10 protein-coding genes are annotated in these 13,224 nt (G+C 68.8%); 6 read left to right on the top strand and 4 right to left on the bottom strand.

Features of this window, described 5'->3' with window-relative positions:
• The first annotated feature begins 216 nt into the window (after positions 1-216).
• Genes NVU01S_RS11280 through add form a run of 3 tightly spaced genes read left to right on the top strand, consistent with a single transcriptional unit; the run spans position 217 to position 3,590 of the window.
• Positions 217-1,203, top strand: coding sequence for an AAA family ATPase (locus NVU01S_RS11280; RefSeq protein ID WP_052280920.1), 987 nt, complete (start codon positions 217-219; stop codon positions 1,201-1,203).
• A 2-nt stretch (positions 1,204-1,205) separates the two neighbouring features.
• Positions 1,206-2,540 (top strand): DUF58 domain-containing protein, encoded by a 1,335-nt coding sequence (locus NVU01S_RS11275; protein ID WP_052280919.1) that lies wholly within the window; start codon positions 1,206-1,208, stop codon positions 2,538-2,540.
• A gap of 39 nt (positions 2,541-2,579) precedes the next feature.
• The gene (gene add / locus NVU01S_RS11270; RefSeq protein WP_043675534.1) at positions 2,580-3,590 is read left to right on the top strand and encodes an adenosine deaminase; all 1,011 of its coding nucleotides are present in this window, start codon (positions 2,580-2,582) and stop codon (positions 3,588-3,590) included.
• A 19-nt stretch (positions 3,591-3,609) separates the two neighbouring features.
• Here add and NVU01S_RS11265 read toward each other — a convergent pair whose 3' ends face one another.
• Positions 3,610-4,425 (bottom strand): RDD family protein, encoded by an 816-nt coding sequence (locus tag NVU01S_RS11265; RefSeq protein WP_043675531.1) that lies wholly within the window; start codon positions 4,423-4,425, stop codon positions 3,610-3,612.
• Positions 4,426-4,467: 42 nt separating this feature from the next.
• Between NVU01S_RS11265 and NVU01S_RS11260 the strand changes: the two genes are divergently transcribed.
• Positions 4,468-5,481 carry a stage II sporulation protein M gene (locus NVU01S_RS11260; protein WP_043675528.1) on the top strand — a complete coding sequence of 338 codons (1,014 nt, stop codon included), beginning with the start codon at positions 4,468-4,470 and terminating at the stop codon, positions 5,479-5,481.
• Between the two features lie 1,273 nt (positions 5,482-6,754).
• On the opposite strand, the gene NVU01S_RS11255 is transcribed toward NVU01S_RS11260, so the two are convergent.
• A complete protein-coding gene (locus NVU01S_RS11255) occupies positions 6,755-8,167 on the bottom strand; it encodes a hypothetical protein (protein WP_043675525.1) in 1,413 nt (470 codons plus the stop codon).
• A 116-nt stretch (positions 8,168-8,283) separates the two neighbouring features.
• On the opposite strand from NVU01S_RS11255, the gene NVU01S_RS11250 reads away from it, so the two are divergent.
• Positions 8,284-8,919, top strand: a complete 636-nt coding sequence (locus NVU01S_RS11250) for a class I SAM-dependent methyltransferase (RefSeq protein ID WP_043675523.1) — start codon at positions 8,284-8,286, stop codon at positions 8,917-8,919.
• Between the two features lie 6 nt (positions 8,920-8,925).
• On the opposite strand, the gene NVU01S_RS11245 is transcribed toward NVU01S_RS11250, so the two are convergent.
• The gene (locus tag NVU01S_RS11245) at positions 8,926-9,693 is read right to left on the bottom strand and encodes an SDR family NAD(P)-dependent oxidoreductase (protein WP_043675520.1); all 768 of its coding nucleotides are present in this window, start codon (positions 9,691-9,693) and stop codon (positions 8,926-8,928) included.
• 93 nt (positions 9,694-9,786) lie between these two features.
• Here NVU01S_RS11245 and NVU01S_RS11240 point away from each other — a divergent pair, with 93 nt between their 5' ends.
• The gene (locus NVU01S_RS11240; protein WP_043675518.1) at positions 9,787-10,956 is read left to right on the top strand and encodes an NADH:flavin oxidoreductase; all 1,170 of its coding nucleotides are present in this window, start codon (positions 9,787-9,789) and stop codon (positions 10,954-10,956) included.
• 62 nt (positions 10,957-11,018) lie between these two features.
• Here the strand turns inward: NVU01S_RS11240 and NVU01S_RS11235 are convergent, their stop codons facing one another.
• Positions 11,019-12,488, bottom strand: a complete 1,470-nt coding sequence (locus tag NVU01S_RS11235) for a lipase family protein (protein ID WP_244467371.1) — start codon at positions 12,486-12,488, stop codon at positions 11,019-11,021.
• Positions 12,489-13,224: the final 736 nt, after the last annotated feature.

Below are 13,224 nucleotides of genomic sequence, written 5' to 3'. Positions count from 1 at the left end.
CCCCGCCGGACCGGCTCGTCGGCGCCCTCGCCGCGCGCACCGGCACCGACCCCGCCCAGCTCGGCACCGCGCTGTACGGGCCGGTGCCCGACGGGGAAACGCTGGAACTCGTTGCCACCCAACTCGAATGGCTCGAGGCGGAGCTCGGATGAGACCGCCGCCGCCGCCGCACGCTTGCCCGGCCGCCGGGAACCCCCACCTGACACTGGAGGTCCAATGACCATTCCGACCGACACCAACCACGGCCCCACCGCCGCGGAGGCGGGCGCGGCGTTCACCGCGCTGCGCGCCGAAATCGGCAAGGCGGTGGTCGGCAACGACAACGCGATCATGTACCTGGTGCTCGCGCTGCTCTGCCGCGGGCACGTACTGCTCGAGGGTGTGCCCGGAGTGGCGAAGACGCTGCTGGTCCGGGCGTTGGCGACGGCATTGGACCTGCAGCACGCCAGGGTGCAGTTCACCCCGGACCTGATGCCGGGCGATGTCACCGGCTCCCAGATCTACGATCCGCACTCGGCCGAGTTCACCTTCCGGCACGGGCCGGTGTTCACCAACCTGCTGCTGGCCGACGAGATCAACCGCACGCCCCCGAAAACCCAGTCGGCGCTGCTGGAATCGATGGAGGAGCGTCAGGTTTCGGTGGACGGCAAGCCGCGGCCACTGCCCGACCCGTTCGTCGTGGTCGCCACGCAGAACCCGATCGAGCAGGAGGGCACCTATCCGCTGCCGGAGGCGCAGCTGGACCGGTTCCTGTTCAAGGTCGACGTCCAATTGCCCGGCCGGGAAGACGAATTCCGCATCCTGCAGCGCCACGCCGCCGGCTTCGATCCGCGCGATCTGGCCGCGGCGGGGCTGCGGCCGGTGGCCGGTCCGGCCCATATCGCCGCGGGCCGCGCCGCCGTCGGCACGGTGACGATCAGTCCCGAGGTACTCGCGTACACCGTCGATATCTGCCGGGCCACCCGGATGGCCCCGGCGGTACAGCACGGCGCGTCCACCCGCGGCGCGACCGCGCTGATGGCGGCCGCACGCGCGTTCGCCTGGTTGAACGGGCGCGGGTTCGTCACCCCCGACGACGTGAAATCCGTTGCCGTCGCGGTACTGCGACACCGCTTGCAGCTGCGGCCGGAGGCGGAGCTGGACGGCGTGACCACCGAGGGTGTCATGACGTCGCTGCTGCTCTCGGTCCCGGTTCCGGTGTAACGATGCGCGCCCGACCCGCCGATTCCGTCGGCCGCCCGCAGCCGGTGGTCACCGGCCGCCTCGCCGCACTCGCGGGGGTGCTGGCGCTGCTCGTCACGTTCGTCGTGCCGTCCTGGATCGGCGTGGTCGTGGCGACCGCGATACTGGCCGCCGCCGTGCTGTTCGACCTCGGCACGGTCGGCCGGGCCGGTGATCTCGGCCTGTCCCGGCCACCGTTGACCACCGTCCGGCTGGGTCGCGCCACCGAGGTGGAACTGGTCGCGGTGAACAACGGCGCCAAGCCGCTGCGCGGCACCGTGTGGGACGACTGGCCCGACAGCGTCCGCGCCGGAAACCGCACGCACCAAATGGTTCTCGCGCCCGCCACCCTGGTCCGCTGGCGCACCACGCTCACCCCGGCCCAGCGCGGTGACCGGGTGGCCGGCCCGGTGACGGTGCGCCTGATCGGCCCGCTCGGGCTCGCCGGAACGCAGTCCCGGCGCCGGGTTCCGGCCCGGGTGCGCGCGCTGCCGCAGTTCCGCAGCGAGCGGCTGCTGCGTTCGAAAGTCAAACGGCTGCAACACCTCGAGGGCCGTAACGTGGCCAACCTGCGCGGGCAGGGCACCGAATTCGATTCGTTCCGCGAGTACGTCGCGGGAGACGACGTGCGCGCCATCGACTGGCGCGCCACCGCACGTGCAACCGACGTGCTGGTGTGCACCTGGCGTCCCGAGCGCCACCGGCACATGCTGATGCTGCTGGACACCGGCCGGATCAGCGCGGGCCGGGTCGGCGACGGCACCCGGCTGGACGCGGCCGTGGAAGCGGCGCTGCTGCTCGGCGGGCTCGCCGCGGCGGCGGGCGACTCGGTCGATCTGCTCGCCTTCGACCGCGCGCCGCGCGCCGAGGTGCGCGGCATCAGCGGAAAAGGGTTGCAGCTCAAGCTCATGCACGCGATGGCGGGGGTCACCCCGGAACTCGTCGACACCGACAGCGCGGGCCTGGTGCGCGCCGCCATCCAGCGCACCCGGCGGCGCAGCCTGATCGTCTGGTTCACCAGCCTCGACGGTGCCGCCGTCGAGGAGAACTTGCTGCCGGTGCTGCCGACCCTGGCCCAGCGCCACCGCGTGCTGATCGTCTCGGTCACCGATCCCGATATCGCCGCAGCCGCCGCCCGCCGCGCCAGTCGCGCCGACCTCTATCCGGCCGCGGCCGCCGAAACGATCCTCGCCGAGCGTGCCCTCGTCCAGGAATCGCTGCGTCGCACCGGTATCGCCGTGGTGGCCGCCGCCCCCGACCGGCTCCCCGAAGCCCTCGCCGACGAATACCTCGAACTCAAACAGTCCGGCACCATGTAATCGGCGTGCCGCCGACGCCGCGAGGCGCATGATGGACCCATGTCCGATCTTGCCTCGTTCGTCCGCGGGTTGCCCAAGGCCGAATTGCATCTGCACTTGGAAGGGACGCTCGAACCCGAGCTGAAGTTCCGGCTGGCGCAGCGCAACGGGATGGAGCTGCCGCAGCGGACGGTCGACGAGATCCGGCAGACCTACCAGTTCCACGACCTGACGTCGTTCCTTCAGGTGTACTACCCCGCCATGGCGGTGCTGCAGGAACCCGCGGACTTCCATGACCTGGCCTTCGACTACCTGACCAGGGCGCACGCGCAGGGCGTGCGGCATGTCGAGATGTTCTTCGACCCGCAGGCGCACACCGGGCGCGGTGTCCCGTTCGCCACCGTGATCAACGGGTATCGCTCGGCCATCGTGCAGGCCCGCCGCGAATTCGGCATCTCGGCCGAGCTGATCCTGTGCTTCCTGCGCGACTACTCCGCCGAGTACGCCATGGCGACACTGCTGGAGGCGCTGCCGTACCGCGACTGGATCATCGGGGTCGGGCTCGACTCCGACGAGCGGGGCAATCCGCCGAGCAAGTTCGCGGCCGTCTTCGCGCGCGCCCGCCGCGAAGGCTTCCTGCTGACCATGCACTGCGATATCGACCAGCAGGATTCGATCGAGCACATCCGGCAGGCGCTGGAGGACATCGCCGTCGACCGCCTCGACCACGGCACCAATATCGTCGAGGACGAACGGCTGGTCGAGCTGGCCAAGTCCAAGGGGATCGGGCTCACCTGTTGCCCGGTGTCGAATTCGTTCGTCACCACCCAGATGAAGGCCGACGAGATCGTGCACCTGCTCGGCCGCGGAATCACGGTGACCGTCAACAGCGACGACCCCGCCTACTTCGGCGCCTATGCCGCGGACAACTACGTGGCTCTGGCCGAACACGCCGGACTCGACCGAGCGCAGCTGATCACGTTGGCAAAGAACTCGTTCCGGGCCTCCTGGATCACCCCGGCCCGGCTGGACCGCTTCCTCCAGGAGATCGACGACTACGCCGCCACCTAGCCCGCGGTCTTCGCGCGCGTCACCGCACCGCGACGCCGGGAACCGCGGGTGGCCCGATCGGGCCGCGCGGAAACACCGGGAACAGCGGCGGCGGCAGCACGCGACGTTGCCGCTCGGCGATGATCGCGCCGAGGATCTGCACCGGCGGATAACCGCTCGGCGCGGGCACCTGCAACCGTGCGCAGACCACGGCGACGAGCGCGCTGCCCAGCTGGTGCTGTACCTCCGGCGTGAGGGTCTTGCACCGGCTCAGGTATTGCCGGACCGCGAGCGCCAGATCGTCCGGCAATCCGGCCAGCTCCAACTGCGCGGTCCAGCCGACCAGCCACGGCGGCGGCACCGCGAGCAACGGCACCGGCAGCGCCCGCTGCGCGTGCACCACCACGGTGCCCGCCAGCACATCCCCGACCCGGCGCGCGTTCGGGGAACACAGCGAAGTGAGCACGGCGACCGCGCCGAGCGCGCCGAGCATCCAGAAATCGACGATGGCACCGGCCAGGCCGCGGGTGAGCGCGTGCCGGAAGTCGATCGGGCCGCCGTCGGCGCGCACCACCCGCAGGCCGAGCAGGAGTTTGCCGAGGGTCCTGCCGCGCGAAAGGGTTTCGCAGGCCACCGGATACCCCACCAGCACGGTGACGAGGGTGACGATCACCGCGACGCTCAGCCAGGCCGTGTCCGCGCCGTTGGGCAGCAGCACGGCGACGGCCAGCACGAACAGCACCGAAGCCAGCGCGAACTGCGCCACCGCGTCGATGAGGAACGCGGCGGCCCGGGTCGGGATCCGGGCGATCGGCAGCTCGAGCGCGACCGCTTCGCCGGTGGTGAATTCAGCCATGTCGATAGCATTCTTGCGACCGGCGGTAGTGGGAGGCAACCGATGGACGTAGACGCATACAGTTTCGCGCACCGCAGGGCGTGGGAGCGGCTGGATCAGCTGTCCTCACGCGGCAAGCTCTCCGGCGCGGAGGCCGACGAGCTCGTCATGCTGTACCGGCGCACCTCTCAGCAGCTGGCCAGGTTGCAGTCGCACAGTCCCGATGCCGAATTGATCGCCGGTTTGAGCGCGATCCTCACCCGGGCGCGCGGGCGGGTGCTCGGCAGCAGGGCCGACCCCTGGTCGGAGATCGGCCGGTTCTTCACCCATCGTTTTCCGGCCGCGCTGTATCGGACCTGGCCGTGGTGGGCCGGCGTCGCCGCGGTGTTCCTGCTCGTCTCCGCCGGGCTCGCGCTCTGGGTGGACCGCTTCGATTCGGCGCGTACGGTTCTCGGCATCCCCGACGACACCAGCGGCCTGACGGCGCGCGGCGGCGCGTTCGAGACCTACTACTCCGAGCATCCACAGGGCGCGTTCGCCGCGCAGGTGTGGACCAACAACGCGTGGGTGACCGCGATCGCCCTGTTCACCGGCGTGCTGATCCTGCCCGCGGTGTATCTGCTGTTCATGAACGCGCTCAACCTGGGTGTCTCGGCCGGGCTGATGGCCGATGCCGGACGGCTCGACGCGTTCTTCGGGTTCATCCTGCCGCACGGCACGCTGGAGCTGACCGCGATTTTCGTCGCCGGTGGCGCGGGCTTGAAATTGGGCTGGACGCTGATCGACCCGGGCCGGCTGAGCCGCGTGGAGGCGGTGGCGCGCCAGGGCCGGGCCACCGCGACGATCGCGCTCGGGTTGGTCGGGGTGCTGCTGGTGTGCGGCTGCATCGAAGGTTTCGTGACGCCGAGCCCGCTGCCCGCCCCCGTGCGCATCGCCATCGGATTCACCGCGGAAGCGTTTTTCCTGGTCTACGTGTTCGGGGTAGGGCGGCGAGTCGTGCTGGCCAAGACGGAGCACGAAACGAAGACCTCGGGTGCCGGGGTCGGCGGCGGACAGCCAACCGCGAGCACACGCTGAGCGAAGTGGCTTCGGGCAACCGACAGCTACGCCGTGTCACGGTTCGGTTGCGGTATCCCCCATTTGAGTTCCGCTGGCCGCAGCGAGTCGTGCTCAGCTGCGGCCAGCGTTGCCGTTGACTCTACACAATCGTTATGCCGATGCAACCCTCGTCGCTCGTGTCAAGCGTATAAAGCAGCGCGCCAGTTAACCCTTGTGAGGGCATGGTTTTTCACAGTTCCAGCTAACTCGCAGCGCGCGCCACGACCCCGGATTCGGGGCGTCGATTTCCGCACCCTCCCCCGAATCCGCAGGTCGCGCTTTATCCGTTTCGTGGCGGTACAAACTTTCTCCGAACGATTAGCTGTCGCCCCGACATAGATCAGTCGATGCTCCTCCGCAGGCCGCCCTAGCTGCATGTTCAGCGCCGGAGTCGGCGATAGCTGGACAGTGGATGAACAGAAAGCGACTTCAGGTTTGTTTACGGCGTATTTAACACGACGTGCGCCTAGTTGAACCGTCCGTGCACATGCATGTGTCATGACAAGATCAGGAATAACCAGACATTGCAGGGTCACCGCCACTCGACGCCGGAGACGCGGGTTCAGCACCACGGCCGCAACTTTCACAGCCGGTGTGATCTTCGCCTCACCTGCGGCGCAGACCCGGCGAAAGGCGCGAAATCGACACGGGGGCAAGCGTTCCGCAGCACAGACACGCGGGGACGACACACCGGAATGCCGCGAGCGGGCGTCGCGCTGACCCGTTCCGGCTCGTGCACAGCCTGGGCATGACGCGTACTCCACCACTGTGCACAGGTTCGGCACACCCTGTCGCCACCGCTGTGCATGCCGCCCGGCGGTATCGATGTCCACATGCCCGCACCACCCGTTCATCCCCAATGGGGACGGTGCGTCAACCGCTCTGCCGACCGTTTTCCGCAGCTGGGCAAGCTTTCATCCACAGCCCCGAGCCAGGCGTTTCGGGATGCGGCACCGCCGGATTCTCGAGGTCGCGGCGGCAAAGCGGAGATGAACAACGTCCGGCCATCCAGAAACAACCCACAGCATCATCCACAGCCTCGACCGGCTTGCCACCGAGCCCGGCGAACCTTACGGACCCCCGCTGGCGATGACTTATCCCCAGCGGAGTGCGCCTGGCCATCCTCGAGCAGCGCACAGCTCTATCCACAGGACCGTAGCGCCCACACCACCTGTGGATAACCGCCGAACCGGTCTGTGCGACACCGGCATCCGGATCACATCGGCCGAGATGGCCGCGCCGGGAGCGGGACTCAGCCGATGCGCAGAATTCCGGTGATCGTGCCCTGCAACATCCGTCCGCCGTGGGTGAGCAACGGCGAAGTCTGCAGCGGGTCGTCGATCAGCGTGCCGGGCAAGGGATGTCGTGCGGTCACCGCTCCGGTTGCCGGATCGAGCACTGTGAACGCATAGCCGTCCAGTGGTGTCGTCGGGTTCGGACCCACTCGGGTCACGGTGTACACCGCGTCGTCGGGCATGGACAGCCGCGGCACGGCCGCGCTGCGCACCTCGTTCTCCCACACCGTGTGGCAACCGTTTTCGTCCACGTCGACCCGGGTCATGCCGCCGACGAACGGCGCGGAGGGCGGCACCGCGGGGCCCGCGTCCGCGGGGACCTTGGGATAGGGATAGCCGTAGGTGCTCGCGACGAACAGCGAGCGGCCGCTGCCGATCGGCGAATTCTCGCTGCCCGCACCGCCCTTCGTCAGCACCGGCTGCCTGCACACCAACTGGCCGGTGCCCGAACGGAACACCAACGCGTTGACCTGTCCGTCGGCGTTGTCGACGATGGTCAGATAGTCGGCTCCGGTATCCGGCCCGAAGTACGTGGGCGTCGAGCCGGTGCCCCAGCTGAGCTGCCCCGGCTTGCGCGCGGAACCGCGGTCATAGTCCGCGCGCCACCGGATCTCGGGCCGGCCCGCGTCATCGGCCGCCAACTCGTAGAGTGCGTGCGTCGTCGCCACCGCGATCCGCCCGCTCGGCGCCGCCGAAATGCTGTTGGCCACCTGCTCTCCCGCGGGCAGCGCCACCGTCGCGAGGGCACCTGCGCGCGTGACCAGCCCGACCACACCGCGACCTGTCGCGAACCAGACGTTGCCCGACCAATCCGGCACCAGCCCGGTCACGTTGTCCCCCACCGGGATCACCGCACTCAGGTCCGCCGCGACCGCGCTCGTGAACTGCCACCTCCCGGCCGCGTCGCGGGAATGCCCGATGCGGAGCAGCCGGTTGCCGCCGTCCACGACGACGAGGCGATCCGCGTTGTCCAGATAGGCGTAGACGCCGCCGAGCAGACTGCCCTTGGCCAGCGGGAGCGCGGCAAGCGAAGACTCGAACGGTCCGGCGGCGGCCGGGTCGATCAGATGCACCGTCGGGATCTGTCCGGCGATCGCCGTGCACAGCGCGACCACCAGGTTGTCGGATCCCTCCAGCAGCGTGGGGCAGGCCGAGAGCAGCGGATATCCGGCCACCGGAACTGCTCCCGCGCCCGGCCCGGCCAGCGGTGTGGCGTCCGAGGAACCCGCGTCGCCGTGCATGGTCGAGGTGCCGAGCGGGCCGAGGAACGGGTTGGCCGCGGCGAGCGGCCCCCACGGCGCGGCGGCTGCGGCCGAGCCGGGCCATGCCGTGAGGAGACAGACGGCCAGAAACATCAGCAGCGTACGCATCGCGGTCTCTCGGGTCGGTGGCACTGCGTCCGATCGAACCGAAACGGGCGCTCTCGGCACAGTATTGGGAACGTCGATGATCCGAACAGCGGCGCCGCGGTGGATACCATGACGCTATGAACGGTGTGCGGGCCCGCGTCCTGTCGACGGTGGCCGGTCAGCTCGGTAATCCCCACGGCCTGCTCGGGCGTGGCGTCGCGGTGGTCCTCAACCGCGCGAACAAGCGCGCCATCGAGGCCGCGGTGGCGGCCGCCGCGATCCGGCCCGGCCAGACCGCGGCCGACCTCGGATTCGGCGGTGGCGCGGGGCTTTCCCTGCTGCTGGCGCGCATCGGCAACAGCGGCACCGTGCACGGGGTGGAGATCTCGCCGGACATGCTTGCCCGGGCCAGGTCCGCGTTCGCGCGCGAGATCACCACGGGCCGGCTGCGCCTTTCCGAGGGCTCGCTCACCGCGTTGCCGCTCGCGGAGCACAGCCTCGACGGTGCGATCACGGTCAACACCATCTACTTCGTGCCGGACCTGGACGCGGCCTGCGCCGAACTCGTCCGGGTGGTGCGTCCGGGCGGGCGGATCGTCATCGATATCGGCGACCCGGACACTATGGCGAAGATGCCGTTCACGCCCTACGGTTTCCGGCTCCGTCCGGTGGCCGAGGTGATCGCCGCCTTGGAGCGGGCCGGCTGCACCGTGGACCATCAGCAGTCCGCGACACCGCCGATTCCCCGCCATCTGCTGATCGCCACGCCCTGACCCCCCTTACATCAACGCACCGCCGTCGATCCGGATCTCGGTGCCGGTCATATAGCGGCCGTCCTCGGACGCGACCATCGCCACCACGCCCGCGATGTCCTCGGGACTGCCGAGCGCGCCGCCGTTGAGCCAGCCGGTCATCCGGGCGAACAGCTTGTGATCGAACCCTTCCGGCTGGTCGAGGATGGACTTCGTGGTGATGCCGCTGGTGATCCCGGCGGGCACGATGTTCACCGCGCGCAGCCCCTGCTTGGCGTACTCCAGCGCGATGGCGTGGGTGAAGGCGTTGACGCCGCCCTTCGACGCCGCGTACGCCGCGAGGTAGGGCGCCGCACTGAACGCCGCGGTCGAGGAGAGGTTCACCACCACCCCGTGCCCGGATTCGAGCAGCGCGGGCAGCGCGGACTGGGTCATCAGGAAGGTGCCGGTGAGGTTCACCGAGAGCACCTGGTTCCACACCTCGAGCGGCATCTCGTGGGTGCGCGCCGGACGCAGGATGCCCGCCCCGTTCACCAGTACGTCGAGCCCGCCGAGGAATTCGAGCGCCGTGCCGGTCGCGGCGCGCACCGAGTCCGGGTCCGCGACGTTCACCGCGACGGTCCGCAGCCGCTGCGCCGCGTCCCCCGCCTTCTCCGCCGTGGCCGCCAGGCCCGGCTCATCGATATCGGCGGCGACCAGCTGCGCCCCCTCATCCAGCAGACGCAGGGCGATGCCCTGCCCGATGCCGGATCCAGCTCCCGTCACCACCACGCGGCGGCCGTCATATCTGCGCATGTCAAGAATTAGAACAGGTTCTCATTGTGAGTCAAGACACTTCGGTCATCCCATTTCCCGAACACAAACTGGAACACGTTCTAGTGTGGACCCATGCCGCACGACGCGTTCCAGCCGGCCGAGCTCGGGCCGGTCCAGCTACGCAACCGGATCATCAAGGCCGCGACGTTCGAGGGACGCACGCCCGACGCCTTGGTCACCGACGAACTCATCGACTTCCATCGCGCGGTCGCCGCGGGCGGCGCGGGGCTGACCACCGTCGCGTACTGCGCGGTCGCGCCGGAGGGTCGCACCGACCGGCACCAGATCTGGATGCGTCCGGAGGCGGTCCCCGGACTGCGCAGGCTCACCGACGCGGTGCACGAGGCGGGCGGCGCGGTGTCGGCACAACTCGGTCACGCGGGCCCGGTCGCCAACGCGGCATCCAACCGCGCGCCAGCGCTCGCGCCGAGCCGGCAGTTCAGCCCGATCAGCCTGCGGCTCACCCAGTCCGCGACCACGGCGGACATCCGCCGGATCGTCGCCGCGCACGCACGGGCCGCCCGCCTGGCGGTCGAGTCCGGATTCGATGCCGTGGAACTGCATTTCGGGCACAACTATCTGATCAGCTCGTTCCTCAGCCCGGCGCTGAACAAGCGCTCCGACGAGTACGGCGGCACCCTGGTCAACCGGGCGCGGCTGGCCCGCCAGACCGCGGACGCGGTGCGGCAGGAGGTCGGCGGCGAGCTCGCGGTGCTGGCGAAGTTCAACATGGACGACGGGGTGCCCGGCGGTTTCCGCGGCGACGAAAGCCTGACCGTCGCGCGGTGGCTCGCGCAGGACGGCAACCTCGACGCGCTCGAGCTCACGGTCGGCAGTTCGCTGCGCAATCCGATGTATCTGTTCCGGGGCGACGTGCCGCTGCGCGAATTCGCCGACCAGTTCCCGCAGCCGCAACGGGCCGGGATCCGGTTGGCCGGTCGCCGCTTCCTGCGTACCTATCCCTTCCACGAGGCCTACCTGCTCGACGAGGCGCGCCGCTTCCGCACCGAACTCGCGCTGCCGCTGGTCCTGCTCGGCGGCATCGCCTCGCGCGCGTCGATCGAGCTCGCGATGGCCAACGGGTTCGAGTTCGTTGCGATGGCGCGGGCGCTGCTGCACGATCCCGGACTGGTCGCCCGGATGAGCGCCGAGGCGGCCGAGGTCTCGCAATGCACCCATTGCAACCGCTGCATGCCGACCATCTACCGGGGCACCCGCTGTGTCCTGACCACCCCCGCCTGACCTCGTCATACGAAAAGGGCCCCGGATCCACGGATCCGGGGCCCTGTCGTTCGTACTATCGCTCAGTTGATCTCGCGGATCGCCCGCGCGGACAGCTCCGCGGCGCGCGGACCGACCGCGGCGGCGAACTCCTGCAGCGCTTCACCTTCCAGCGCGATACCGGCGACGTCGTTGCGGATGCAGCCGTTGGCCACCGGGACCCGGTCGAACCGGTCCTTCATCCAGGACATCACGCGCGGCTGTGCGGTGACGAACAGGCTGTAGCCCTCGTTGGCGTGCGTGCGGTTGTACTCCACGCGCGCGTCCGGATCCGCACAGTAAGTGTCGACCAGCTTGTTGACCGGGCCGACCGGCGCCACCCAGTCCGGATTGGACTGGTAGATGAACATCGGCATCTTGGGCACATTCTTGCCCATCCGCACCTTCTCCAGGACCGCGGCGGGCACCGGCTCACGCGTCATATCCGGGCTGTCGAACAGGCCCTTGATATTGAGGAACGGGAACATCGCGGTCGCGTTCCAGCCCATGCACATATTGCTCTGCGGCCCGACCATCGCCTTGCCCAGCGGATTCATGTGCTGGTCGAAATACTCCTGCAGTTCGGGATATTCGCGGGCGACACCCAGCACGCCGGAGTAGATGAGCCCGGCGGCCAGCTGACTGTTCGCCAGATCGACCATCGCCGTCATATCCGCGGGCACGCCGCCTTCCGCGACACCGACGATATTCAGTTCGGGTGCGTACTGCTCTTTCAATTCCGCGGCCCAGCCCGCGGCAATGGCGCCGCCCGAGTTACCGATCAAACCGACCATCGTGTCGGCGCCGCGGTCCAGGGACATCTGCGCGAAATTCTCCGCGGCCCGCACGCCGTCCAGGGTCACCATTCCGGCCAGCGGCCCGGCGCCGAACGCATTCGCGGGACCTTCGTGGTCGGGCAGCGAAACCGCCCAGCCCTGCGAAATCGCGTACAGCGGAATCAGCATTTCGCTGTCCGGCCCGACGGTGCCGCGATAGTTCGTCGGCACGCTGGCCTGCTGCACCGTCTGCGACGGCGCGCAATGCGGCGCAAGCGAGTCCTGCGGCAACTGGTAGGAGATCATCCGATCCGGCTTGCTGCCACGCGGTTTCAGCACCGTGGTGATCGCGGCGATCGGTTCGTTGCGCGAGTTGGTGGACCGGTAGGACAGCTGCCAGGCATCCACGTCGAGCGGCACCAGCGCGAAGAAGGACGGCACCATTTCCCGGGCCGCGATGATCTCACCCGGTTCTTTCGAGGCGACCACCTCGGCGGGCGGGTAATAGAACGACGGATCGTGCCCGTCGAATCGGCCGAGTATCCCGTGGTCGTGCCACGGCGTCGCCGGCGGCACCGGGAACGGCAGCTGCGGATACACCGGGTAAGGCCCTTGCTGCCCAACGGGTTCCGGTTCGGCTGCCGCGAACCCCGCGGCCGCCACCTGCACGGTCACCGCCGCGGTAGCCGCCAGCGTCACGATTAATCGGCGCCGCGGCCCTGTTCCGAGCACATTCATACGCGATCCTTCGCAGTCGGAGAGTAGAACATTTCTGGGAAGATCCACGAACGGCGTCACATTTCGCGCACGCAGAAGCCACACGAGTGACGCGTAAGCGTTGGGGAAACGCCCGATTCGGGATAGTTTCGCGGGCGAGCATAGCGCCGCCACCACGAAACCCCGTGCAATGAATCGAAGAATTATTGCGTTTCGCCGAAAATCAGTTCCCACTTTCCCCGTTCCCCCACATCCCCCTGGAACCAAACACCGCCCACCCCACCGAAACCTTTACCCGCCCACCCCATCCACCACCATGAAGCACTCCCCCGCCACGGCAGGCCGCTATCTCCGCCCAGCAGGGAGTGATTGCCCTGCACGGGCACAGAGTGATAGCCCGCCACAGGCGAAAAGCGTCAGCCCTCCAAGGGGACGGAAAGTCGCAGAGCTTCATCGCGAGAGCGACAACCCAGAGACGCTGAGCGACAACCCTTCATCGCGAGAGTGACCAGCCCCCCTTAGAACGGCCAGTGATAGGCCCGCACCACAAAGAGTGACAACTCCAACGAGAAATTACACAGAAGAGGCTCCCCCCAACACGCCCAGCGGGATGTGCCCCAGGACAGCGCCATCCCACGAACAACGCCGCACCCCAACACGAAACGCACCCACCACGTAAGACCCCGGATGCGCAAACAACACAGGAATGGGGGGTTCGGGGGGCAAAGCCCCGCCGAGCGGGGCGTGGGGGCTGCGC

Source organism: Nocardia vulneris (assembly GCF_001613425.1).
GTDB lineage: Bacteria > Actinomycetota > Actinomycetes > Mycobacteriales > Mycobacteriaceae > Nocardia > Nocardia vulneris.
This window is presented reverse-complemented; position numbering and strand designations above follow the sequence as displayed.

Bases quoted from the DNA above. Each gene is read 5' to 3' on its own strand.
- NVU01S_RS11265 (WP_043675531.1), bottom strand. From the start codon at position 4,425: ATGGCTGAATTCACCACCGGCGAAGCGGTCGCGCTCGAGCTGCCGATC.
- NVU01S_RS11260 (WP_043675528.1), top strand. From the start codon at position 4,468: ATGGACGTAGACGCATACAGTTTCGCGCACCGCAGGGCGTGGGAGCGG.
- NVU01S_RS11280 (WP_052280920.1), top strand. From the start codon at position 217: ATGACCATTCCGACCGACACCAACCACGGCCCCACCGCCGCGGAGGCG.
- add (WP_043675534.1), top strand. From the start codon at position 2,580: ATGTCCGATCTTGCCTCGTTCGTCCGCGGGTTGCCCAAGGCCGAATTG.
- NVU01S_RS11245 (WP_043675520.1), bottom strand. From the start codon at position 9,693: ATGCGCAGATATGACGGCCGCCGCGTGGTGGTGACGGGAGCTGGATCC.
- NVU01S_RS11240 (WP_043675518.1), top strand. From the start codon at position 9,787: ATGCCGCACGACGCGTTCCAGCCGGCCGAGCTCGGGCCGGTCCAGCTA.
- NVU01S_RS11255 (WP_043675525.1), bottom strand. From the start codon at position 8,167: ATGCGTACGCTGCTGATGTTTCTGGCCGTCTGTCTCCTCACGGCATGG.
- NVU01S_RS11250 (WP_043675523.1), top strand. From the start codon at position 8,284: ATGAACGGTGTGCGGGCCCGCGTCCTGTCGACGGTGGCCGGTCAGCTC.
- NVU01S_RS11275 (WP_052280919.1), top strand. From the start codon at position 1,206: ATGCGCGCCCGACCCGCCGATTCCGTCGGCCGCCCGCAGCCGGTGGTC.
- NVU01S_RS11235 (WP_244467371.1), bottom strand. From the start codon at position 12,488: ATGAATGTGCTCGGAACAGGGCCGCGGCGCCGATTAATCGTGACGCTG.